Source organism: Pseudomonas wadenswilerensis (genome assembly GCF_024749185.1).
GTDB lineage: Bacteria > Pseudomonadota > Gammaproteobacteria > Pseudomonadales > Pseudomonadaceae > Aquipseudomonas > Aquipseudomonas wadenswilerensis.
The window spans coordinates 1,050,512-1,071,384 of the sequence record NZ_CP087191.1; the positions used below are offsets into that span (position 1 = coordinate 1,050,512).

The following is a 20,873-nucleotide window of genomic DNA, read 5'->3' on the forward strand; positions in this document are numbered from 1 at the left end:
TTAAGCAAATTATATGCCTGAAATTGCAGCGTTTGCCTAGAGCGCCGTAACAATTAAGCCATGAACTGGCTTGATCGAGAGCGCTCTGGCAGCGCCTTACACCTTGAGCCTACAGGCGGAACTCATGGCCGAGGTAAACCTCTTTGACCAGATCGTTGGCCAGGATGGTTTCTGCATCGCCTTCGGCGATCAGTTGGCCATCGTTGACGATGTAAGCGGTTTCGCAGATATCCAGGGTCTCACGGACGTTGTGGTCGGTGATCAGAACGCCAATGCCCTTGGCCTTCAGGTGGTGGATGATCTGCTTGATGTCGCCGACCGAAATCGGGTCGACACCGGCAAAGGGTTCGTCGAGCAGAATGAACTTGGGCGCGGTGGCCAGGGCGCGGGCAATCTCGACGCGGCGGCGTTCGCCACCGGAGAGGCTCATGCCGAGGTTGTCGCGGATGTGGCTGATGTGGAATTCCTGCAGCAGGCTTTCCAGCTCTTTGCGCCGGCCATCGCGGTCCAGGTCCTTGCGGGTTTCGAGGATCGCCATGATGTTGTCGGCCACCGACAGCTTGCGGAAGATCGAGGCTTCCTGCGGCAGATAGCCAATACCGGCGCGGGCGCGGCCGTGCATGGGCTGGTGGCTGACATCGAGGTCGTCGATCAGGACGCGGCCCTGATCGGCTTGGACCAGGCCGACGATCATGTAGAAACAGGTGGTCTTGCCGGCGCCGTTGGGGCCGAGCAGGCCGACGATCTGGCCGCTGTCGATCGACAGGCTGACGTCGCGAACCACTTGCCGGCTCTTGTAGCTCTTGGCCAGGTGCTGGGCTTTGAGGGTTGCCATTTACTCGGCCTTCTTCTTCGGCTGGATCACCATGTCGATGCGCGGACGCGACTCGGTGACTTTGCCACCGCGACCGGCGGTAGCGATCTGTTTCACCGTGTCGTAGACGATCTTCTCGCCTTCGGTGGTGTTGCCTTCGTTGATCACTTTGGCGCGGTCGATCAGGACGATGCGGTTTTGCGGCGCATTGTACTGGATGGTCTTGCCATAGCCTTGCATCTTGTCTGGCTTGGCCGCGCTCTGCTGCTGTTCGAAGTAGGCCAGGTTGCCCACCGAGGTCACCACGTCGATGTCGCCACCGGCAGTGCGGGTGATGGTCACGGTGTTGCCTTTGATCATCATCGAACCCTGGGTGATGATCACGTCACCGGTGTAGGTGGCGACGCCTTGTTTGTCATCCAGTTGAGCATGGTCAGCCTGGATACGGATCGGCTGGTCACGGTCGGTCGGCAGGGCCCAGGCGCTCGCGCTTCCCAGTGCTGCGCTCAGGCTGAGCAAAAAGGGGAGGGTTTTAACGAGCCTCATACTGTCCTCTTACGTTGGACAGCAGGTCCATCCTGCCGTCTTTCAAATACGCTTTCATTCCATTGCCCGTAGTTACGCCACCGGCGCCGTCGATTCTAACGGCTTGCTCGGTTTGCGCATATTGCTTCTGCGGGAATACCGTCATGCGGCTGGTGGTAATGATCATGGTGCGGTTTTTTTCATCGGTGCGGGCAACCCGTACCGAATCGATCAATTCGACTTCGCTGCCATCGGGGTTGACCTCGCCGCGCTCGCTCTGCACGTGCCACGGGTAGGTGGTGCCGCGGTACATCTGCAGGTCAGGCGTGGTCAGCAGGGTGACTTCGCTGACCTTGAGGTGTTCGACCTTGTCGGCGGTCATCTCGTACTGCATCTTGCCGTCGGGCAGGAACTGCACGCTATGGGCATTGATCGCGTAGTAGTCGATTGCGCTCTGGTCGGGCGCGGCTACCGGCTTGTTGTCGAGAAAGCTCTCGGGGCTGATGTTCCAGTAGCCAACCGCCACCAGCAAGGCGGCAAGCACACTGAACAGCGCAATGTTACGGATTTTCTTACTGAACATGTGTCGCTCTACAGGTAGTGGGCATTGGCCGCGTCCAGGTTGCCCTGGGCTTGCAGGATCAGTTCGCAGAACTCGCGGGCTGCGCCTTCGCCACCGCGCGCGCGGGTTACGCCATGGGCGTGCTCGCGGACGAAGGTAGCGGCATTGGCCACTGCCATGCCCAGGCCAACCCGGCGGATCACCGGCAGGTCGGGCAGGTCGTCGCCCAGATAGGCGACCTGTTCATAGCTTAGGTTGAGCTGGCCAAGAAGCTCGTCCAGAACCACCAATTTATCTTCGCGCCCCTGATACAGGTGGGGGATGCCGAGGTTCTTTGCCCGGCGCTCGACCACCGGGGTCTTGCGCCCGCTGATGATGGCGGTGGTCACGCCCGAGTTCATGAGCATCTTGATGCCCTGACCGTCGAGGGTGTTGAAGGTCTTGAATTCGCTGCCATCTTCGAGAAAGTACAGGCGTCCGTCGGTGAGTACGCCGTCTACGTCGAAAACCGCCAGTTTGATGGCCTTGCCGCGCTGGAGCAGGTCCTGGGTCATTTACATCACTCCCGCACGCAACAGGTCGTGCATGTTCAGGGCGCCGACCGGGCGCTCGTCCTTGTCGATCACCACCAGGGCGCTGATCTTGTGGTCTTCCATGATCTTCAGGGCTTCGGCGGCGAGCATTTCGGCGCGTGCGGTCTTGCCGTGGGCGGTCATGACGTCTTCGATGAGGGTCTTGTGTACGTCGATGTTGCGATCGAGGCTGCGGCGCAGGTCGCCGTCGGTGAAGATCCCGGCCAGCCGTCCGTCGGCTTCAAGCACCACGGTCATACCCAAACCTTTGCGAGACATTTCAAGGAGTGCGTCCTTGAGCAGGGTGCCGCGTTGTACTTGGGGCAGCTCTTCACCCGCGTGCATGACGTTCTCGACTTTCAGCAGCAGTCGTCGGCCCAGGGCGCCGCCTGGGTGCGAGAACGCGAAGTCTTCAGCGGTGAAACCACGGGCTTCGAGCAAGGCGATGGCCAGGGCGTCGCCCAGGACCAGGGCCGCGGTGGTCGAAGACGTCGGTGCCAGGTTCAGCGGGCAGGCCTCCTGGGCAACGCGGGCATCGAGGTTGACTTCGGCGGCCTTGGCCAGCGGCGAGTCGGGGTTGCCGGTGAGGCTGATCAGCTGGATGCCCAGGCGCTTGATCAGCGGCAGCAGGGTAACGATCTCGGCGGTCGAGCCCGAGTTGGACAGGGCCAGGATCACGTCATCACGGGTGATCATGCCCATGTCGCCATGGCTGGCTTCGGCCGGGTGGACGAAAAACGCCGGCGTACCGGTGCTGGCCAGGGTGGCGGCGATTTTGTTGCCGATGTGCCCCGACTTGCCCATGCCGACCACCACTACCCGGCCTTTGCTGGCCAGGATCAGCTCGCATGCCTTGACGAAATCGGCGTCGATGTGGGCCAGCAGGCCCTCAACCGCCTCGAGTTCGAAACGGATGGTGCGCTGCGCGGATTGGATCAGGTCGCTGGATTGGCTCATGTCGAAAATCGGATTGCCTGATGAAAAGGCGGCGATTATAGCGGTAAAGGGCAAAAGCCTCACCTTGTGATTGTCATACAGTCGTCCACTTAGCTTAACCATACCTGAACAAGCACCGTGGCGGCCTTGGGGCGGCCCTATCAGCGGTGCTATAGTTCGCCGCTGTTCGGCCCGCTCGGCGCGTGCGTGCCTCCACGAAGGGGGCGCGCGTCTGAGTGAGAAGGCTGCATCGCAAGGAGTCTAGATGAGCGTTGATAACGCCTACGCGGTCGAATTGAAGGGTGTGACCTTCAAGCGCGGTTCGCGCAGCATCTTCAATAATGTCGATATACGCATTCCCCGCGGCAAGGTTACCGGCATCATGGGGCCTTCCGGGTGCGGCAAGACCACGCTGCTGCGGCTGATGGGCGCACAGTTGCGTCCGGCCAGTGGCGAGGTCTGGGTGGCCGGGCAGAACCTGCCGACCCTGTCGCGCAGCGACCTGTTCGATGCCCGCAAGCAGATGGGCGTGCTGTTCCAGAGTGGTGCGCTGTTCACCGATCTCGATGTGTTCGAGAACGTGGCGTTCCCGTTGCGGGTGCATACTCAGCTGTCTGACGAGATGATTCGCGACATCGTCCTGATGAAGCTCCAGGCCGTTGGCTTGCGCGGCGCCATCGAACTGATGCCCGACGAGCTGTCCGGTGGCATGAAGCGCCGCGTCGCCCTGGCCCGGGCGATTGCCCTTGACCCGCAGATCCTCATGTACGACGAACCGTTCGTCGGCCAGGACCCGATTGCCATGGGTGTGCTGGTGCGGCTGATTCGCCTGCTCAACGATGCCCTGGGCATCACCAGCATCGTCGTTTCCCATGACCTGGCCGAAACCGCCAGTATTGCCGACTATATCTATGTGGTCGGTGATGGCCAGGTGCTGGGGCAGGGTACGCCAGAAGAACTGATGGGCTCCGACAACCCGCGCATTCGTCAATTCATGAAAGGCGACCCGGATGGCCCGGTACCCTTTCACTTTCCTGCGCCGGATTACCGCGCCGATCTTCTGGGGAAGCGTTGATGCGCAGAAAATCCATGCTCGAACGTATTCGTCGCTTTGGCCGCTCGGCCATCGACGTACTGGCCGTGCTCGGCCGTTCCTTTCTGTTCCTGCTGCATTCGCTGGTAGGGCGCAGTGGCACCGGCGGCGGCTTCCAGCTACTGGTCCGGCAGCTTTACTCGGTGGGCGTGCTGTCGCTGGCGATCATCGTCGTTTCCGGCGTGTTCATCGGCATGGTGCTGGCCCTGCAGGGGTTCAGCATCCTCACCAAGTACGGTTCCGAGCAGGCGGTGGGGCAGATGGTCGCCCTGACCTTGCTGCGTGAGCTCGGGCCGGTGGTTACCGCGCTGCTGTTCGCTGGCCGCGCCGGTTCGGCGCTGACCGCCGAGATCGGCAACATGAAATCCACCGAGCAACTGTCCAGCCTGGAAATGATCGGTGTCGACCCGCTCAAGTACATTGTCGCTCCGCGGCTGTGGGCCGGTTTCATCTCCCTGCCGTTGCTGGCGCTGATCTTCAGCGTGGTCGGCATCTGGGGTGGTTCGTGGGTCGCGGTGGACTGGCTGGGCGTCTACGAAGGCTCGTTCTGGGCCAACATGCAGAACAGTGTTTCCTTTACCGATGATGTGCTCAACGGGGTGATCAAAAGCCTGGTTTTTGCCTTCGTCGTGACCTGGATCGCCGTATTCCAGGGTTATGACTGCGAGCCCACCTCAGAAGGGATCAGTCGTGCCACCACCAAGACCGTGGTCTATGCCTCATTGGCAGTCCTGGGTCTGGACTTTATTCTGACCGCCTTGATGTTTGGAGATTTCTGATGCAAAACCGCACCCTGGAAATCGGTGTCGGCCTGTTTCTTCTGGCCGGGATCCTGGCGCTGATCCTGCTGGCCCTGCGCGTCAGCGGCCTGTCGGCGAGCCCGAGCAGCGACACGTATAAACTTTATGCCAATTTCGACAATATCGCCGGTTTGACTGTCAGAGCTAAAGTGACCATGGCCGGTGTGACCATCGGCAAGGTCACTGCCATCGATCTGGATCGTGACACCTTTACCGGTCGGGTGACGCTGCAGCTGGAAAAACGGGTAGATAACCTGCCTGTCGATTCCACTGCATCCATCCTCACCGCCGGGTTGCTCGGCGAGAAATACATCGGTATCAGCGTGGGCGGAGAAGATGCGGTGCTCAAGGATGGTGCAACCATTCATGACACCCAGTCGGCGTTGGTACTGGAAGATCTGATTGGCAAGTTCCTGCTCAATACCGTTGGCAAAGAAGCTAAATAAGGAGTTTCCATGATTTCTATCCTGCGACGCGGCTTGCTGGTGTTGCTGGCAGCGCTGCCATTGATGGCCGGTGCGGCTGCTCAGTCACCCAAAGAAGTGATCGAGAAGACCACCACCCAGTTGCTGTCTGACCTCAAGGCCAACAAAGAGCAGTACAAGGCCAACCCGAGCGCGTTCTACGATGCGCTCAACGCCAACCTGGGCCCGGTTGTCGATGCCGATGGCATCTCGAAAAGCATCATGACCGTCAAGTATTCGCGCAAGGCCACCCCTGAGCAGATGCAGCGCTTTCAGGAGAACTTCAAGCGCAGCCTGATGCAGTTCTATGGCAATGCCCTGCTCGAGTACAACAACCAGGGCATCACCGTCGGCAGCGAGAAGAAAGATGGTGACGAGCGTGCCAGCGTCGACATGAGCGTCAAGGGCAACAACGGTGCCGTGTACCCGGTGCAGTACACCCTGACCAAGCTCAATGGCGAGTGGAAGGTGCGCAACGTTATCGTCAACGGTATCAACATCGGCAAGCTGTTCCGTGACCAGTTCGCCGATGCCATGCAGCGCAACGGCAACGACCTGGACAAGACCATCGACGGGTGGGCCGGTGAAGTGGCCAAGGCCAAGGAAACCACCGAACAAGCGGCTGAGAAGCAAGCGCAATGACCGACAGCGCCGTGACCATGAGCGAGCCAGGTATATTGAGCCTGGCCGGGGTGCTCGACTATCGCAGCGGGCCGGCCTTGCGCAAGGAAGGCAAGGCCTTGATTGCGGCGTGCAAGGCCCCGGGCCTGGTGCTGGATTGCTCGAAAGTGGAGAAATCCAGCAGCGTCGGTCTGTCCCTGCTGCTGGCCTTCATGCGCGATGGCAAGGCGGCCGGCAAGGCCGTCGAAGTTCGCACGATGCCCCAGGACATGCGTGAAATCGCCGAGGTTTATGACCTCGACGAGGTGCTGGCCGGTCAATGACCGCCAGCCAGCGACTGGCCCCTCTGTCAGAGTCTCCGATTACGGGGTTCGCAGGCGAGGGGCTTTTTTGTATGATGGCCGACCCGCGCGCAAAGGGCGCCGATTGAGGTTGAGCATGCAGGCCGTAGAAGTTAAGAACTTCCTTGAAGAAAAGTTGCCGGGAACCCGGGTCGAAGTTGAAGGCGAAGGCTGCAACTTCCAGTTGAACGTGATCAGCGACGAATTGGCGGCCCTGAGCCCGGTCAAGCGTCAGCAGCAGATCTATGCTCACCTTAACCCGTGGATCACCGATGGCAGCATCCATGCGGTAACCATGAAATTTTTCAGCAGCGCAGCCTGGGCTGAGCGCACCTGAGCCAACTTGGCGGCGAGACTCTAATGGACAAACTGATTATTACTGGCGGCGTTCGCCTCGATGGCGAAATCCGCATTTCCGGGGCAAAGAACGCTGCCCTGCCGATTCTGGCGGCCACCTTGCTCTGCGATGGCCCGGTCACCGTTGGCAACCTGCCGCACCTGCATGACATCACCACGATGATCGAGCTGTTCGGCCGCATGGGCATTGAGCCGGTGATCGACGAGAAGCTCTCGGTCGAAATCGACCCACGCACCATCAAGACCCTGGTCGCGCCTTACGAGCTGGTGAAAACCATGCGCGCCTCGATCCTGGTACTGGGCCCGATGGTTGCCCGCTTTGGCGAAGCCGAAGTGGCCCTGCCTGGCGGTTGCGCCATTGGTTCGCGTCCGGTCGACCTGCACATCCGCGGCCTTGAAGCCATGGGCGCGAAGATTGAGGTCGAAGGTGGCTACATCAAGGCCAAGGCCCCTGAAGGCGGCCTGCGTGGCGCACACTTCTTCTTCGATACCGTCAGTGTGACCGGTACCGAGAACATCATGATGGCCGCAGCCCTGGCCAAAGGCCGCAGCGTGCTGCAAAACGCCGCGCGCGAGCCGGAAGTGGTCGACCTTGCCAACTTCCTCAACGCCATGGGTGCGAAAGTCCAGGGCGCCGGTACCGACACCATCACCATCGATGGCGTCGAGCGCCTGGGTTCGGCGACCTACCGCGTCATGCCTGACCGCATCGAAACCGGTACCTACCTGGTCGCCGCTGCCGTTACTGGCGGCCGCGTCAAGGTCAAGGACACCGATCCGACCATCCTTGAAGCCGTCCTTGAGAAACTCAAGGAAGCCGGCGCCGAAGTCACCACCGGTGAAGACTGGATCGAGCTGGACATGCACGGCAAGCGGCCGAAAGCCGTCAACCTGCGTACCGCTCCGTACCCGGCGTTCCCGACCGACATGCAGGCGCAGTTCATCTCGCTCAACGCCATTGCCGAAGGCACTGGTGCGGTGATCGAGACGATCTTCGAAAACCGCTTCATGCACGTCTACGAAATGCACCGCATGGGTGCCCTGATCCAGGTCGAAGGCAACACTGCCATCGTTACCGGGACCAAGACCCTCAAAGGCGCTCCAGTAATGGCCACCGACCTGCGGGCTTCGGCCAGCCTGGTGCTGTCGGCGCTGGTTGCCGAAGGCGATACGCTGATCGACCGCATCTACCACATCGACCGTGGTTACGAGTGCATCGAGGAAAAACTGCAGATGCTCGGCGCCAAGATCCGTCGCGTACCGGGCTAGTCTGTGAGTGGCGCAGGGACGCGCCAGCCAATTGCTGCACCGAATTAATGCGGTCGGGCCTGTTGAGTGCCCGGCCGGCTGTAGCCGCATAAGGACCGACGTTTCCCATGTTGACCATCGCGCTATCCAAAGGTCGGATTCTCGACGACACCCTGCCGCTGCTGGCGGAAGCCGGTATCGTTCCGACCGAGAACCCGGACAAGAGCCGCAAGCTGATCATCCCTACGACTCAGGAAGACGTACGTCTGCTGATCGTGCGCGCCACCGACGTGCCGACCTATGTCGAGCATGGTGCCGCCGATCTGGGCGTGGCCGGCAAGGACGTGCTGATGGAGTACGGTGGCCAGGGCTTGTACGAGCCGCTGGACCTGCAGATTGCCCAGTGCAAGCTGATGACCGCCGGCAAGATCGGCGCTGCCGAGCCTAAAGGCCGTCTGCGCATCGCCACCAAGTTCGTCAACGTCGCCAAGCGTTACTACGCCGAGCAAGGCCGTCAGGTCGATATCATCAAGCTGTATGGCTCGATGGAGCTGGCGCCGCTGATCGGCCTGGCCGACAAGATCATCGACGTCGTCGATACCGGTAACACCCTGCGTGCCAACGGCCTGGAACCCCAGGAACTGATTGCCACCATCAGCTCCCGGCTGGTGGTCAACAAGGCTTCGATGAAGATGCAGCACGCCCGCATCCAGAGCCTGATCGACACCCTGCGCCAGGCTGTCGAATCGCGACACCGCGGCTGACTTCTGCGCGCGACCTTCGCTGTCGCGCCCGTCTATCCGCGTCATAGCCAATTTTCTCGGGTGCCCGCGCGGATGGACTGGTAGCTTAGGGCGCCTGAGCATTCGCCATTTATTGAGGCCCTCGCTATGACCACGTCCACTGCAATCGCCCGACTCAATGCCGCTGACCCGGATTTCGCCCGACATCTGGATCATCTGCTGAGCTGGGAAAGTGTCTCTGACGACGCGGTCAACCAGCGCGTGCTCGACATCATCAAGGCCGTGCGCGAGCGTGGCGATGCGGCGCTGGTAGAGTTCACCCAGCGTTTCGATGGCGTGCCGGCCACCTCGATCGACGACCTGATCCTCGGTCGCGAGCGCCTGGAACTGGCCCTGACCCGTATCACCCCGGCCCAGCGCGAAGCCCTGGAAAAGGCCGCCGAGCGTGTGCGCAACTACCACGAACGGCAGAAGCAGGACTCCTGGAGCTATACCGAAGCCGACGGCACCGTGCTCGGCCAGAAGGTCACGCCGCTGGATCGCGCCGGCCTGTATGTGCCTGGCGGCAAGGCGTCGTACCCGTCGTCGGTACTGATGAACGCGATTCCGGCCAAAGTCGCCGGTGTCGGTGAAGTGGTCATGGTGGTGCCGACCCCGCGTGGCGAGGTCAACGAGCTGGTCCTGGCCGCCGCCTGCATCGCCGGTGTCGACCGGGTCTTCACCATCGGTGGCGCCCAGGCGGTTGCCGCTCTGGCCTATGGCACCGAAAGCGTGCCGCAGGTCGACAAGGTGGTTGGCCCGGGCAACATCTACGTGGCCACCGCTAAGCGTCATGTGTTCGGTCAGGTCGGTATCGACATGATCGCCGGTCCGTCGGAGATTCTCGTGGTATGCGACGGCCAGACCGACCCGGACTGGATCGCCATGGACCTGTTCTCCCAGGCCGAGCACGACGAAGATGCCCAGGCGATCCTGGTCAGCCCCGACGCCGCGTTCCTCGACAAGGTTGCTGCGAGCATCGACAAGCTGCTGCCGACCATGGAGCGCGCCGAGATCATCAAGACCTCGATCAACGGCCGTGGTGCGCTGATCCAGGTGCGCGACATGCAGCAGGCGATGGACGTTGCCAACCGCATTGCGCCGGAGCACCTGGAGTTGTCGGTGGCCGATCCGCAGGCCTGGCTGCCGCAGATTCGCCATGCCGGTGCGATCTTCATGGGCCGCCACACCAGCGAAGCCCTGGGCGATTACTGCGCAGGCCCCAACCACGTATTGCCGACTTCCGGTACCGCGCGCTTCTCGTCGCCACTGGGGGTGTATGACTTCCAGAAGCGTTCGTCGATCATCTTCTGCTCCGAGCAGGGCGCCTCCGAGCTGGGCCACACCGCCTCGGTACTGGCCCGCGGCGAATCGCTGACCGCCCACGCCCGCAGCGCCGAATACCGCATCCTTGCCGACAAGAAGGGGAACTGAACATGAGTAAATTCTGGAGCCCCTTCGTCAAGGACCTGGTGCCTTACGTGCCGGGCGAACAGCCAAAGCTGGCCAAGCTGGTCAAGCTCAACACCAACGAGAACCCCTACGGCCCATCGCCCAAGGCGCTGGAAGCCATGCGCGGCGAGCTGAACGACAACCTGCGCCTGTACCCGGACCCTAACAGCGACCTGCTCAAGCAGGCGGTAGCGGACTACTACGGGGTGCAGGGCAACCAGGTGTTCCTCGGCAACGGTTCGGATGAAGTGCTGGCGCACATCTTCCATGGCCTGTTCCAGCACGATGCGCCGCTGCTGTTCCCGGACATCAGCTACAGCTTCTACCCGGTCTACTGCGGCCTGTACGGCATCCCGTTCGAGGCGGTGGCGCTGGACGAACAGTTCCAGATCCGCGTCGGGGACTACCGCAAGGCCAATGGCGGGATCATCTTCCCCAACCCCAACGCGCCGACCGGTTGCCTGCTGGCCCTGGAGGCCATTGAGCAACTGCTCAAGGCCAACCCCGATTCGGTGGTGGTGGTCGATGAAGCCTACATCGATTTTGGTGGTCAGACGGCGATCAGCCTGGTGGATCGCTACGACAACCTGCTGGTCACCCAGACCCTGTCCAAGTCGCGTTCGCTGGCGGGCTTGCGGGTCGGCCTGGCGGTGGGCCATCCGGACCTGATCGAGGCGCTGGAGCGGATCAAGAACAGCTTCAACTCCTATCCGCTCGATCGTATGGCGATCGTCGGTGCGGCGGCAGCGTTTGCAGACCGCGCGTACTTCGACGAAACCTGCCGCAAAGTGATCGACAGCCGCGAGTTGCTGGTCAAGGAATTGAGCGCCCGTGGTTTCGAAGTATTGCCGTCGGCGGCCAACTTCATCTTTGCCCGCCACCCGCAGCAGGATGCTGCCGAACTGGCAGCCCGCCTGCGTGAACAAGGGGTGATCGTGCGGCACTTCAAGCAGGCGCGGATTGCCCAGTTCCTGCGCATCACCATTGGTACGCCGGAGCAGAACCAGGCGTTGCTTGATGCGTTGAACTGATAGAGCGCAGCCCTTGTCGCGGGGCAAGTCGAGGCGTCGCACCGCCGCTCCCACAGTGACCCTCTGTGGGAGCGGGCTTGCCCCGCGATGGATTTTACCGGTAACCTCCCTTTCTCAAATTCATCCGATGATTGGATGTCATGACCTTACTGATCAAGCGCTCCCTGGTCGAACAAGCCGTCGAGCAACTGCGCCAGCGCGTCGCCAGCGGCGCCTGGACCGTGGGCCAGCGCCTGCCCACTGAGCCAGAGCTGGCCAGCGAACTGGGTATCAGCCGCAATACCGTGCGTGAAGCCATGCGCGTACTGGCCTTCAGCGGGTTGGTCGAGGTTCGCCAGGGTGACGGCAGTTACCTGCGGGCCACGGTCGACCCCCTGCAAACCGTACAGGCCTTGTCGCGCTGCAGCCTCAAGCAGGCGCGCGAAGCGCGGCACATCCTCGAAGCCGAAGCCATCGGCCTGGCGGCGTTGCGCCGTACGGACGAAGACCTCAAGGGCCTGCACGAAGCCTTGCGCGACAGCAGTGCGCATTTTCATCACGACCTGGATTGCTATATCGCCTGCGACCTGGTGTTCCACCAGCGTCTGGTCGACGCTGCGCACAATCCGGCGTTGAGCGAGTTGTACCGCTACTTTTCCGGCGTGCTGGCCAGCACTCTGCATCACAGCATGAACGAAGGACCGCGACGCCAACCGGTGCTGGACCTGCACCGGGAGATCCTCGAGGCAGTAGAGCAAGGCGACGCGGAGCGCGCCAAGGCCCTGACCCGGACACTTATCAATGAACCCTGACACCGAGACCGCCATGTCCCAGGATATTGTCCAGACCGAACGCGCAGGACGCGCGCCGGAACTTGAAGAACTGCTGATCGACGCCGAAGCCGACGACGAACAGGTCCAGCACCAGCCCCTGCTGTTGAGCCGGCCCTGGCTGTTGCTGCTCGGTCTGGTACTGGTGGCGTTGAACCTGCGTCCGGCGCTGTCGAGCATGGCGCCGCTGCTTAGCCAGGTGTCCGACAGCCTCGGCCTGACAGCCTCTCAGGCGGGCCTGTTGACCACCTTGCCGGTGCTGTGCCTGGGCCTTTTCGCCCCGCTGGCACCGGTTCTGGCGCGTCGTTTTGGCAGTGAGCGAGTGATCCTCGGCATTCTTCTGGTGCTGGCTGCGGGGATTGCGGTGCGTAGCGCCTTTGGCGCCACCGGCGTCTTCGTCGGTAGCCTCATGGCCGGGGCGAGCATTGGTGTGATCGGTGTGTTGCTGCCGGGCATCGTCAAGCGTGATTTCCCCCAGCATGCCGGGACCCTTACGGGGGTCTACACCATGGCCTTGTGCCTGGGCGCGGCAATGGCTGCTGGCGCTACTGTGCCATTGACCGAGCAATTGGGCGACAGCTGGTCGCTGGGCCTGGGCTTCTGGCTGATCCCCGCACTGCTGGCGGCGCTGATCTGGTTGCCCCAGGCCCGTCACGGCCATGGTGCCCACCACGTGGCCTACCGCGTACGAGGCCTGCTGCGTGATCCGCTGGCCTGGCAGGTGACCCTGTACATGGGCCTGCAGTCGTCGCTGGCCTACATCGTTTTCGGCTGGCTGCCGTCGATCCTCATCGGTCGCGGCCTGAGCCCGACCCAGGCGGGGCTGGTGCTGTCCGGTTCGGTGATCGTGCAATTGATCAGCTCCCTCAGCGCGCCCTGGTTGGCAACCCGCGGCAAGGACCAGCGCCTGGCCATCGTGATTGTCATGCTCATGGCCCTGGCCGGTTTGTTTGGCTGCCTGTACGCGCCGCTGGACGGCCTGTGGGGCTGGGCCATCGTGCTTGGGTTGGGGCAGGGCGGCACCTTCGCCCTGGCGCTGACCCTGATCGTCTTGCGCTCCAAGGACGCCCATGTGGCGGCCAACCTGTCGAGCATGGCCCAGGGCATCGGTTATACCCTGGCTTCGATGGGGCCGTTCGCGGTCGGCCTGGTGCATGACTTGACCGGTGGCTGGAACGCGGTGGGCTGGATCTTTGCCGTGCTCGGTGTCGGCGCTATCGGCTTTGGCCTCAAGGCCGGGCGCAACCTGCATGTGCAGGTAGTCAGCGAGCGGGTTTGAGAGTGCGTTGAAGCCATCGCCGGCAAGGCCGGCTCCCACAAGAGTACGGCGCACTCTTGTGGGAGCCAGCCTTGCTGGCGATGGCTGCGAAGCAGCCCGGATTTAACCAGGCATTCGCCAGGCAAATGCCCATAGCTTTTTGCCACATCTGCGGACTATCGTTCAGGTCTATTCCCTCGGAAACGGACCCGCCCCATGAGCGACGCCAACACCGCCTTGATCACCCGCTTCTACCAGGCCTTCCAGCGCCTGGACGCCGAAGCCATGATCGCCTGCTACAGCGACGATATCGTCTTCAGCGACCCGGCCTTCGGCACCTTGCGCGGCAAGGATGCCGCTGACATGTGGCGCATGCTCACCACCCGCGCCAAGGACTTTTCCCTGGCCTTCGACAGTGTGCGTGCCGACGAGCGTGGCGGCAGTGCCCACTGGGTGGCCCGCTACCTGTTCAGCCAGACCGGCCGCACCGTGGTCAACGACATCCAGGCACGCTTCGTGTTTCGTGACGGCAAGATTTGCGAACACCACGACAGCTTCGACTTGTGGCGCTGGTCGCGTCAGGCATTGGGTACCACCGGGTGGTTGCTGGGCTGGTCACCGCTGGTGCAGGGCAAGGTGCGCGCCCAGGCCCAGAAAGGCCTGCGGGCGTTCCAGGCGGGGCGCTGAGGCGCTAAGCTGTGCGCTTTGCCGTCGATAGTAGCCACCGTGTCCGAGCCCACTCCCGAACCGCTGAACAAACCCTGGTACGTCTACCTGGTGCGCGCCGCCAATGGCTCGCTGTACTGCGGGATCAGTGATAACCCCGAGCGGCGCTTCCTGGCCCATCAGAAGGGCCAGGGTGCACGCTACTTCAGCACTAGCCCGGCGGTGGCGCTGGTCTATGTCGAAGCCTGGCCGGACAAGGCCAAGGCCCTGCAACAGGAGCGGCTGGTGAAGAAGCTGCGCAAAAGCGCCAAGGAAGCCCTGGTGGCCTCCTGGCCCGGTCTCAGTCCTTGCGGCGCTTGAGCTGATCGGTCAATTGCGTCGGCAAGCCCTTGATGATCAGCGTACCGGCTTCTTCGTCGTACTCGATCTTCGAGCCCAGCAGGTGCGCCTCGAAGCTGATCGACAGGCCTTCGGCGCGGCCGGTGAAGCGGCGGAACTGGTTGAGGGTACGTTTGTCGGCGGGGATTTCCGGCGACAGGCCGTAGTCCTTGTTGCGGATGTGCTCATAGAAGGCCCGTGGCCGGTCTTCGTCGATCAGTCCCGACAGCTCCTCGAGGGCCACCGGCTCGCCGGCCTTGGTCTGGCTGGTGGCGTAGTCGACCAGGGTCTGGGTTTTCTCGCGGGCGGCTTCCTCGGGCAGGTCTTCGCTTTCGACGAAGTCACTGAAGGCCTTGAGCAGGGTGCGGGTCTCGCCCGGGCCGTCGACGCCTTCCTGGCAGCCGATGAAGTCGCGGAAGTACTCCGAGACCTTCTTGCCGTTCTTGCCCTTGATGAACGAGATGTACTGCTTGGAGGCCTTGTTGTTCTGCCACTCGGAAATATTGATGCGCGCAGCCAGGTGCAACTGGCCCAGGTCCAGGTGGCGCGACGGGGTCACGTCCAGCTCGGCGTTCACCGCCACGCCTTCGCTGTGGTGCAGCAGGGCGATCGCCAGGTAGTCGGTCATGCCCTGCTGGTAGTGGGCGAAGAGGACGTGGCCGCCGACGGACAGGTTGGACTCTTCCATCAGCTTTTGCAGGTGCTCGACGGCGACGCGGCTGAAGGCGGTGAAGGTGCTGCCTTCATCCAGGTATTCCTTGAGCCAGCCGCTGAACGGGTGGGCGCCGGATTCTGCGTGGAAGAAGCCCCAGGCTTTACCCTGTTTGGCGTTGTAGCTGTCGTTGAGGTCGGCCAGAAGGTTTTCGATGGCCCCGGACTCGGCCAGTTCAGAGTCGCGGGCGTGCAGCACGGCGGGGCTGCCATCGGGTTTCTTGTCGATCAGGTGGACGATGCAATGACGGATCGGCATGGGATTCTCGGTCGAAAATGGGCGGTGCTGGCCGCGTTGCAAGGTCGCCAAGTGTACCTCAGCACAGGGGTGATTCAGCGGCCAGATGTTGGCAGATATGTCGGTTGTTCGTTTTTTGTTCAAAATTTTGCGTTTTTTCGCGCAAACCCCCGAAAAACCTGCACATTTGCCCTGTGGGAGGCGGATATTTATCTATTCCTGTGGTAGTTTTGCCCGGTCTTGCGCCCCGTGTGTGGCGCATTGCTGGCAGACCGCTCGCGTCACGTCGAACCAAACGTCGTTTTACGTATCTACATACGCGATTGACGTGGCTGTAACACCGGACCGCCGGTTACCCCGCAGGTCTGGCTCGATGACTGACGTAGCACTCTGCATACTCACTGAATTTGATAGGGAAGGAACACCACCATGGCATTGACCAAAGACCAACTGATCGCCGATATCGCTGAAGCTATCGACGCGCCAAAAACCACCGCGCGTAACGCTCTGGAGCAACTGGGCCAGATCGTTGCTGATCAACTGGAAAATGGCAGCGAAATCACCCTGCCAGGCATCGGCAAACTGAAAATCACCGAGCGTCCTGCCCGTACCGGCCGCAACCCTTCGACTGGCGCTGCCATCGAAATCGCTGCCAAGAAAGTCGTCAAGTTCGTACCAGCCAAAGTGCTGACCGACGCTGTAAACAAGTAATTGTAAGCAGCTCGAAAAAGCCGCGTCCGGGTTGCCCGGACGCGGTTTTTTTATGCCTCTGTAGGAGCGGGCTTGCCCCGCGATCGCGGCCTGTCAGTCACATCGTATCGCGAGCCAAGCCCGCTCCTACATCGCCCAACGGCTGTTGCGCCAGGCCTGGCGCGCCGCAGCATCCTGGAAGGTCCAGGCGATCATGCGGCTCTGCTTCTGCCCCTGGCCCATCTCCACCACTCGCTGTTCGACAGCACCGGCCTTTTTTAGCGCTGCCTGGATACCGGGCAGGTTGGAGGCTTTGGACACCAGACTGGTGAACCACAGCACCTGCTGGCCAAGGCTGGCGCTTTCGGCCACCAACTGGCTGACAAAGCGGATCTCGCCGCCCTCGCACCAGAGTTCGTTGTTCTGCCCGCCAAAGTTCAGCACCGGCAACTTGCGCTTTGGATCGGCCTTGCCCAGGGCCCGCCATTTGCGCTGGCTGCCGCGGGTGGCTTCTTCGCGCGAGGCGTGGAAAGGTGGGTTGCACAAGGTCAGGTCGAAGCGCTCGTCGCTGTTCAGCAGCCCCAGCAGGATGTGCTTGCGATTGCCTTGCTGGCGCAGGCTGATGGCCTTGCCCAGGCCGTTGGCCTGGACGATTGCGCCGGCTGCCGCAAGCGCCGTGGCGTCGATGTCCGAGCCGAGAAAACGCCAGCGATAATCACTGTGGCCCAGCAACGGGTAGATACAGTTGGCGCCGATGCCGATGTCCAGCGCCTGGACTTGCGCGCCACGGGGGATTTCACCGCCGTTTTCTTCAGCCAGCAGGTCGGCCAGCACGTGCACGTAATCAGCACGACCGGGAATCGGTGGGCACAGGTAATCGGCCGGAATATCCCAGTGCTGGATACCGTACTGGGCCTTGAGCAGGGCGCGGTTGAATACCCTGACCGCGTCCGGGTTGGCGAAGTCGATGCTCGGCTTGCCGTGGGGGTTGGTGATCATGAACCGGCCCAGCTCAGGGCTGCTCTTGATCAGCTGGGGGAAGTCGTAGCGGCCCTGGTGGCGGTTGCGCGGGTGCAGGGTCGGTTTGTTGGTTGTGGTCATCTTGATGTCCGGTGGAAAGCATCGCGGGTCAAGCCCGCTCCCACAGAGACTGTAGGAGCGGGCTTGACCCGCGATAGCGTCGCTGAGATCAGCGAGTGTTACAAGGCGGCAATCCGCGCATGCTGCTCGGTGAAGTTGGCCAGGGCCTGTTCGGCCTCAGCCAGCTTCGCGCGCTCCTTGTCGATCACCGCAGGCGGTGCCTTGTCGACGAAGGCGGCGTTGGACAGCTTGCCGCCGACGCGCTGGACCTCACCCTGCAGACGCTGGATTTCCTTGTTCAGGCGAGCCAGCTCGGCGTCCTTGTCGATCAGGCCGGCCATCGGCACCAGCACCTGCAGGTCGCCAACCAGGGCGGTGGCGCTCAGTGGCGCTTCGTCCTGCTCGCCGAGCACGGTGAAGGATTCGATCTTCGCCAGCTTCTTCAGCAGCGCTTCGTTTTCCTGCAGGCGGCGTTGGTCTTCGGCGCTGGCGTTTTTCAGGAACAGTTGCAGCGGCTTGCCCGGGCCGATGTTCATTTCGCCGCGGATGTTGCGCACGCCGAGCATCAGCTCCTTGAGCCACTCGATATCGCCTTCGGCAGCGGCATCGATGCGGCTTTCATTGGCCACTGGCCATGGCTGCAGCATGATGGTCTTGCCTTCGGCGCCGGCCAGCGGCGCCAGGCGCTGCCAGATTTCTTCGGTGATGAACGGCATGAACGGATGGGCCAGGCGCAGTGCCACTTCCAGTACCCGTACCAGGGTGCGGCGAGTGCCACGGGCGCGTTCGACCGGCGCGTTCTCGTCCCACAGGACCGGCTTGGAAAGTTCCAGGTACCAGTCGCAATACTGGTTCCAGATGAACTCGTAAAGCGCCTGGGCGGCGAGGTCGAAGCGGAACTGATCGAGCTGGCGGGTCACTTCGGCTTCGGTGCGCTGCAGTTGCGAGATGATCCAGCGATCAGCCAGCGACAGCTCGTAGGCCTCACCGTTCTGGCCGCAGTCTTCGCCCTTGTCCAGCACGTAGCGCGCGGCGTTCCAGATCTTGTTGCAGAAGTTGCGGTAGCCTTCGACGCGGCCCATGTCGAACTTGATGTCGCGACCGGTGGAGGCCAGCGAGCAGAAGGTGAAGCGCAGGGCGTCGGTGCCGTAGCTGGCGATGCCTTCAGGGAACTCGGCCTTGGTCTGCTTGGCGATCTTCTCGGCAAGTTTAGGCTGCATCATGCCGCTGGTGCGTTTTTCCAGCAGCTCGTCCAGGGTAATGCCGTCGACGATGTCCAGCGGGTCAAGGACGTTGCCCTTGGACTTGGACATCTTCTGGCCCTGGCCATCGCGCACCAGACCGTGCACATAGACAGTCTTGAACGGTACCTGCGGGGTGCCGTCATCGTTCTTCACCAGGTGCATGGTCAGCATGATCATCCGGGCTACCCAGAAGAAAATGATGTCGAAGCCGGTGACCAGCACGTCGGTGGAGTGGAATTTCTTGAGGAATTCGGTCTGCTGCGGCCAGCCCAGGGTCGAGAAGGTCCACAGGCCCGAGCTGAACCAGGTGTCCAGTACGTCGTTGTCCTGGTTCAGGACCACGTCGGCGCCGAGGTTGTGCTTGCTGCGGACTTCTTCTTCGCTGCGGCCGACATAGACCTTGCCGGATTCGTCGTACCAGGCCGGAATACGGTGGCCCCACCACAGCTGACGGCTGATGCACCAGTCCTGGATGTCGCGCATCCACGAGAAGTACATGTTTTCGTACTGCTTGGGCACGAACTGGATACGGCCGTCTTCAACGGCAGCAATCGCCGGCTCCGCCAGCGGCTTGGTCGACACGTACCACTGGTCGGTCAGCCACGGCTCGATGATGGTGCCGGAACGGTCGCCTTTCGGTACTTTCAGGGCGTGGTCGTCGACGCTGACCAACAGGCCTGCGGCGTCGAAATCGGCGACGATCTGCTTGCGTGCGACGAAGCGGTCCAGGCCGGCATACTGGGCAGGCAGGGTAGCGTCGACGCTTTCATTGACGCTGCCATCGAGGTTGAACACCTGGGCGGTCGGCAGGACGAAGGCATTCTTGTCGAAGATGTTCAGCAGCGGCAGGTTGTGGCGCTTGCCGACTTCATAGTCGTTGAAGTCGTGGGCCGGGGTGATCTTCACGCAGCCGGTGCCGAATTCAGGGTCGCAGTAGTCGTCGGCAATGATCGGGATGCGCCGGCCAACCAGCGGCAGCTCGACGAACTTGCCGATCAGCGCCTTGTAACGCTCGTCTTCCGGGTTCACGGCAACGGCGGCGTCGCCGAGCATGGTTTCCGGGCGAGTGGTGGCGACGATCAGGTAATCCTTGCCGTCGGCGGTCTTGGCGCCGTCAGCCAGCGGATAGCGCAGGTTCCACAGGTGACCCTTCTCGTCGTGGTTTTCCACTTCAAGGTCGGAGATCGCCGTGTGCAGCTTGGTGTCCCAGTTGACCAGGCGCTTGCCGCGGTAGATCAGGCCGTCTTCATGCAGGCGCACGAAGGCTTCTTTCACAGCTTCCGAGAGGCCGTCGTCCATGGTGAAGCGCTCGCGGCTCCAGTCGACCGACGAGCCCAGGCGGCGAATCTGGCGGCTGATGTTGCCACCGGACTGATCCTTCCATTCCCAGACCTTTTCCAGGAATTTCTCGCGGCCCAGGTCGTGGCGGCTCTGCCCCTTGGCCTCAAGTTGACGCTCGACCAGCATCTGCGTGGCGATACCGGCGTGGTCGGTACCTGGCTGCCACAGGGTGTTGCGGCCCTGCATGCGGCGGAAACGGATCAGGGCGTCCATGATCGCGTTGTTGAAGCCATGCCCCATGTGCAGGCTGCCGGTGACGTTCGGCGGCGGGATCATGATGGTGTAGGAATCGCCCGCGCCTTGCGGAGCGAAATAATTCTCGGACTCCCAGGTGTTGTACCAGGAAGTTTCAATAGCGTGCGGCTGGTAGGTCTTATCCATGCGCGGCGGGACCCTTAGGCATTTATTCAGGAAAGCCGGAGAGTATAACGAAGCGGCAAGCTTCAAGCGACAAGCTCAGAGCGCCGCACGGCTCTTGCAGCTTGTCGCTTGAAGCTTGTAACTGCCTTTTTATTGGTTAAGCATGCGCTCAAGCCTGGCATCGAGGCGGCGCTTGATCTCGCTCTCGATATGCGGGGCGAAATCGTTGATCACGTCCTGCATGATCAGTTGCGCGGCCGCGCGCAGTTCGGCGTCCAGGTGCAGCAGGGTTTCCTGACGCTTGGCCTGCGGGTCGGCAGGGGCTTCAGGTGCAGGCTGAGGCACCGCTTCGGCCTCTTCGAGCAACAGCGGGATCTGCTCCTCGACGGTGTCGGTCAACAGCGGTGGTTCGAGGGATGCATCACCTAGCAACTGGCGGATCGACTCCAGGTCGTCCAGCAAGTGCGCGGATTGGGGCAGGGGAGTGGATTTGTCCATCG

General features: G+C 62.0%; 24 protein-coding genes. 15 read left to right on the forward strand and 9 right to left on the reverse strand.

Annotated elements, in window-relative coordinates; all coding sequences use genetic code 11:
* Window positions 1–109: 109 nt before the first annotated feature.
* From lptB to LOY45_RS04820, 5 genes are read right to left on the reverse strand one after another with little or no spacing between them, the layout of a single operon-like run.
* Window positions 110–835 (reverse strand): LPS export ABC transporter ATP-binding protein, encoded by a 726-nt coding sequence (gene lptB, locus LOY45_RS04800; RefSeq protein WP_038996944.1) that lies wholly within the window; start codon window positions 833–835, stop codon window positions 110–112.
* The gene (gene lptA, locus LOY45_RS04805; protein WP_010223382.1) at window positions 836–1,360 is read right to left on the reverse strand and encodes a lipopolysaccharide transport periplasmic protein LptA; all 525 of its coding nucleotides are present in this window, start codon (window positions 1,358–1,360) and stop codon (window positions 836–838) included.
* Window positions 1,347–1,922 carry an LPS export ABC transporter periplasmic protein LptC gene (gene lptC, locus LOY45_RS04810; protein WP_115088584.1) on the reverse strand — a complete coding sequence of 192 codons (576 nt, stop codon included), beginning with the start codon at window positions 1,920–1,922 and terminating at the stop codon, window positions 1,347–1,349. Before lptC ends, lptA begins: the two co-directional genes overlap by 14 nt.
* Window positions 1,923–1,930: 8 nt before the next feature.
* Complete coding sequence (locus LOY45_RS04815; protein ID WP_115088583.1) at window positions 1,931–2,455, reverse strand: KdsC family phosphatase; 525 nt, start codon at window positions 2,453–2,455, stop codon at window positions 1,931–1,933.
* A complete protein-coding gene (locus LOY45_RS04820; RefSeq protein ID WP_115088582.1) occupies window positions 2,456–3,430 on the reverse strand; it encodes a KpsF/GutQ family sugar-phosphate isomerase in 975 nt (324 codons plus the stop codon).
* A 244-nt stretch (window positions 3,431–3,674) separates the two neighbouring features.
* Between LOY45_RS04820 and LOY45_RS04825 the strand changes: the two genes are divergently transcribed.
* The 14 genes from LOY45_RS04825 (at window position 3,675) to LOY45_RS04890 (ending at window position 14,691) form a co-directional block, all read left to right on the forward strand.
* A complete protein-coding gene (locus LOY45_RS04825; RefSeq protein WP_010223378.1) occupies window positions 3,675–4,484 on the forward strand; it encodes an ATP-binding cassette domain-containing protein in 810 nt (269 codons plus the stop codon).
* Complete coding sequence (gene mlaE, locus LOY45_RS04830; protein WP_115088581.1) at window positions 4,484–5,281, forward strand: lipid asymmetry maintenance ABC transporter permease subunit MlaE; 798 nt, start codon at window positions 4,484–4,486, stop codon at window positions 5,279–5,281. Before LOY45_RS04825 ends, mlaE begins: the two co-directional genes overlap by 1 nt.
* The gene (mlaD, locus tag LOY45_RS04835) at window positions 5,281–5,748 is read left to right on the forward strand and encodes an outer membrane lipid asymmetry maintenance protein MlaD (RefSeq protein ID WP_010223376.1); all 468 of its coding nucleotides are present in this window, start codon (window positions 5,281–5,283) and stop codon (window positions 5,746–5,748) included. Before mlaE ends, mlaD begins: the two co-directional genes overlap by 1 nt.
* A gap of 9 nt (window positions 5,749–5,757) precedes the next feature.
* Window positions 5,758–6,408: an MlaC/ttg2D family ABC transporter substrate-binding protein gene (locus LOY45_RS04840; protein WP_115088580.1), complete on the forward strand. Its 651-nt coding sequence runs from the start codon at window positions 5,758–5,760 to the stop codon at window positions 6,406–6,408.
* Window positions 6,405–6,710: an STAS domain-containing protein gene (locus LOY45_RS04845; protein WP_115088579.1), complete on the forward strand. Its 306-nt coding sequence runs from the start codon at window positions 6,405–6,407 to the stop codon at window positions 6,708–6,710. The genes LOY45_RS04840 and LOY45_RS04845 overlap by 4 nt, the downstream gene beginning before the upstream one ends.
* Before the next feature lie 115 nt (window positions 6,711–6,825).
* Window positions 6,826–7,065, forward strand: a complete 240-nt coding sequence (locus LOY45_RS04850; protein WP_010223373.1) for a BolA family protein — start codon at window positions 6,826–6,828, stop codon at window positions 7,063–7,065.
* A 23-nt stretch (window positions 7,066–7,088) separates the two neighbouring features.
* Entirely contained in the window at window positions 7,089–8,354 is a 1,266-nt protein-coding gene (murA, locus tag LOY45_RS04855; protein ID WP_010223372.1) for a UDP-N-acetylglucosamine 1-carboxyvinyltransferase, read from the forward strand.
* A 107-nt stretch (window positions 8,355–8,461) separates the two neighbouring features.
* A complete protein-coding gene (gene hisG, locus LOY45_RS04860; RefSeq protein ID WP_115088578.1) occupies window positions 8,462–9,097 on the forward strand; it encodes an ATP phosphoribosyltransferase in 636 nt (211 codons plus the stop codon).
* 126 nt (window positions 9,098–9,223) lie between these two features.
* Window positions 9,224–10,549 (forward strand): histidinol dehydrogenase, encoded by a 1,326-nt coding sequence (hisD, locus tag LOY45_RS04865; protein ID WP_258578813.1) that lies wholly within the window; start codon window positions 9,224–9,226, stop codon window positions 10,547–10,549.
* A 2-nt stretch (window positions 10,550–10,551) separates the two neighbouring features.
* Complete coding sequence (gene hisC / locus LOY45_RS04870; protein WP_134064165.1) at window positions 10,552–11,598, forward strand: histidinol-phosphate transaminase; 1,047 nt, start codon at window positions 10,552–10,554, stop codon at window positions 11,596–11,598.
* A gap of 140 nt (window positions 11,599–11,738) precedes the next feature.
* A complete protein-coding gene (locus LOY45_RS04875; RefSeq protein ID WP_420832709.1) occupies window positions 11,739–12,389 on the forward strand; it encodes a FadR/GntR family transcriptional regulator in 651 nt (216 codons plus the stop codon).
* Entirely contained in the window at window positions 12,379–13,686 is a 1,308-nt protein-coding gene (locus LOY45_RS04880; protein ID WP_415842469.1) for a CynX/NimT family MFS transporter, read from the forward strand. Before LOY45_RS04875 ends, LOY45_RS04880 begins: the two co-directional genes overlap by 11 nt.
* A gap of 195 nt (window positions 13,687–13,881) precedes the next feature.
* Window positions 13,882–14,352, forward strand: a complete 471-nt coding sequence (locus tag LOY45_RS04885) for a nuclear transport factor 2 family protein (RefSeq protein WP_115088574.1) — start codon at window positions 13,882–13,884, stop codon at window positions 14,350–14,352.
* Window positions 14,353–14,391: 39 nt separating this feature from the next.
* Window positions 14,392–14,691 (forward strand): GIY-YIG nuclease family protein, encoded by a 300-nt coding sequence (locus LOY45_RS04890; protein WP_115088573.1) that lies wholly within the window; start codon window positions 14,392–14,394, stop codon window positions 14,689–14,691.
* Here LOY45_RS04890 and yejK read toward each other — a convergent pair.
* Window positions 14,672–15,679, reverse strand: a complete 1,008-nt coding sequence (yejK, locus tag LOY45_RS04895; RefSeq protein ID WP_115088572.1) for a nucleoid-associated protein YejK — start codon at window positions 15,677–15,679, stop codon at window positions 14,672–14,674. The two genes, LOY45_RS04890 and yejK, sit on opposite strands and share 20 nt — an antisense overlap.
* 408 nt (window positions 15,680–16,087) lie before the next feature.
* Between yejK and LOY45_RS04900 the strand changes: the two genes are divergently transcribed.
* Window positions 16,088–16,369, forward strand: coding sequence for an HU family DNA-binding protein (locus tag LOY45_RS04900; protein ID WP_009398256.1), 282 nt, complete (start codon window positions 16,088–16,090; stop codon window positions 16,367–16,369).
* Between the two features lie 126 nt (window positions 16,370–16,495).
* Here the strand turns inward: LOY45_RS04900 and rlmF are convergent, their stop codons facing one another.
* The 3 genes from rlmF to LOY45_RS04915 all read right to left on the reverse strand — a co-directional run bounded on the left by rlmF (window position 16,496) and on the right by LOY45_RS04915 (window position 20,871).
* Complete coding sequence (rlmF, locus tag LOY45_RS04905; RefSeq protein WP_115088571.1) at window positions 16,496–17,449, reverse strand: 23S rRNA (adenine(1618)-N(6))-methyltransferase RlmF; 954 nt, start codon at window positions 17,447–17,449, stop codon at window positions 16,496–16,498.
* A gap of 98 nt (window positions 17,450–17,547) precedes the next feature.
* Window positions 17,548–20,394, reverse strand: a complete 2,847-nt coding sequence (locus tag LOY45_RS04910; protein WP_258578814.1) for a valine--tRNA ligase — start codon at window positions 20,392–20,394, stop codon at window positions 17,548–17,550.
* Between the two features lie 129 nt (window positions 20,395–20,523).
* Window positions 20,524–20,871 carry a DNA polymerase III subunit chi gene (locus LOY45_RS04915; protein ID WP_258578815.1) on the reverse strand — a complete coding sequence of 116 codons (348 nt, stop codon included), beginning with the start codon at window positions 20,869–20,871 and terminating at the stop codon, window positions 20,524–20,526.
* Window positions 20,872–20,873 lie beyond the last annotated feature (2 nt).

Coding starts and splice junctions, on each gene's coding strand:
- lptB (WP_038996944.1), bottom strand. CDS start 835: ATGGCAACCCTCAAAGCCCAGCACCTGGCCAAGAGCTACAAGAGCCGG.
- lptA (WP_010223382.1), bottom strand. CDS start 1,360: ATGAGGCTCGTTAAAACCCTCCCCTTTTTGCTCAGCCTGAGCGCAGCA.
- lptC (WP_115088584.1), bottom strand. CDS start 1,922: ATGTTCAGTAAGAAAATCCGTAACATTGCGCTGTTCAGTGTGCTTGCC.
- LOY45_RS04815 (WP_115088583.1), bottom strand. CDS start 2,455: ATGACCCAGGACCTGCTCCAGCGCGGCAAGGCCATCAAACTGGCGGTT.
- LOY45_RS04820 (WP_115088582.1), bottom strand. CDS start 3,430: ATGAGCCAATCCAGCGACCTGATCCAATCCGCGCAGCGCACCATCCGT.
- LOY45_RS04825 (WP_010223378.1), top strand. CDS start 3,675: ATGAGCGTTGATAACGCCTACGCGGTCGAATTGAAGGGTGTGACCTTC.
- mlaE (WP_115088581.1), top strand. CDS start 4,484: ATGCGCAGAAAATCCATGCTCGAACGTATTCGTCGCTTTGGCCGCTCG.
- mlaD (WP_010223376.1), top strand. CDS start 5,281: ATGCAAAACCGCACCCTGGAAATCGGTGTCGGCCTGTTTCTTCTGGCC.
- LOY45_RS04840 (WP_115088580.1), top strand. CDS start 5,758: ATGATTTCTATCCTGCGACGCGGCTTGCTGGTGTTGCTGGCAGCGCTG.
- LOY45_RS04845 (WP_115088579.1), top strand. CDS start 6,405: ATGACCGACAGCGCCGTGACCATGAGCGAGCCAGGTATATTGAGCCTG.
- LOY45_RS04850 (WP_010223373.1), top strand. CDS start 6,826: ATGCAGGCCGTAGAAGTTAAGAACTTCCTTGAAGAAAAGTTGCCGGGA.
- murA (WP_010223372.1), top strand. CDS start 7,089: ATGGACAAACTGATTATTACTGGCGGCGTTCGCCTCGATGGCGAAATC.
- hisG (WP_115088578.1), top strand. CDS start 8,462: ATGTTGACCATCGCGCTATCCAAAGGTCGGATTCTCGACGACACCCTG.
- hisD (WP_258578813.1), top strand. CDS start 9,224: ATGACCACGTCCACTGCAATCGCCCGACTCAATGCCGCTGACCCGGAT.
- hisC (WP_134064165.1), top strand. CDS start 10,552: ATGAGTAAATTCTGGAGCCCCTTCGTCAAGGACCTGGTGCCTTACGTG.
- LOY45_RS04875 (WP_420832709.1), top strand. CDS start 11,739: ATGACCTTACTGATCAAGCGCTCCCTGGTCGAACAAGCCGTCGAGCAA.
- LOY45_RS04880 (WP_415842469.1), top strand. CDS start 12,379: ATGAACCCTGACACCGAGACCGCCATGTCCCAGGATATTGTCCAGACC.
- LOY45_RS04885 (WP_115088574.1), top strand. CDS start 13,882: ATGAGCGACGCCAACACCGCCTTGATCACCCGCTTCTACCAGGCCTTC.
- yejK (WP_115088572.1), bottom strand. CDS start 15,679: ATGCCGATCCGTCATTGCATCGTCCACCTGATCGACAAGAAACCCGAT.
- LOY45_RS04900 (WP_009398256.1), top strand. CDS start 16,088: ATGGCATTGACCAAAGACCAACTGATCGCCGATATCGCTGAAGCTATC.
- rlmF (WP_115088571.1), bottom strand. CDS start 17,449: ATGACCACAACCAACAAACCGACCCTGCACCCGCGCAACCGCCACCAG.
- LOY45_RS04910 (WP_258578814.1), bottom strand. CDS start 20,394: ATGGATAAGACCTACCAGCCGCACGCTATTGAAACTTCCTGGTACAAC.
- LOY45_RS04915 (WP_258578815.1), bottom strand. CDS start 20,871: ATGGACAAATCCACTCCCCTGCCCCAATCCGCGCACTTGCTGGACGAC.